The following is a 263-nucleotide window of genomic DNA, read 5'->3' as shown; positions in this document are numbered from 1 at the left end:
GGATGGAAGATGCACGCCGTATCGCAGCGGCAATGCCGAATGTCGAGAATGTCGTCATTATCGGTGGCGGTTTCATTGGCCTCGAAATGGCTCATAGCGCAATCGCGCTTGGCAAAAAGACGGTTCTGATCGAAGCGGCGCCTCGTGTGCTGGGGCGTTCGGTTGCAACTCATATCTCTGCCCATGTGGAAGCGCGCAGCCGCGCCGCTAACATCACACTTTTAACCGGTCTCGGCGTGGCGGCAGTCGAGGGGGAAAATAAC

1 protein-coding gene is annotated in these 263 nt (G+C 57.4%); it reads left to right on the top strand.

Going from position 1 to position 263, the window contains the following annotated elements; all coding sequences use genetic code 11:
* On the top strand, positions 1-263 hold a 263-nt coding region (locus SB822_RS58045; RefSeq protein ID WP_410859233.1), incomplete at both ends, for an FAD-dependent oxidoreductase.

Source organism: Paraburkholderia sp. SIMBA_054, from assembly GCF_046534875.1.
GTDB classification, from domain to species: domain Bacteria; phylum Pseudomonadota; class Gammaproteobacteria; order Burkholderiales; family Burkholderiaceae; genus Paraburkholderia; species Paraburkholderia hospita.
Note: the sequence above shows the minus strand (reverse complement) of the source record. Positions and strands in the feature narration are given on the sequence as shown.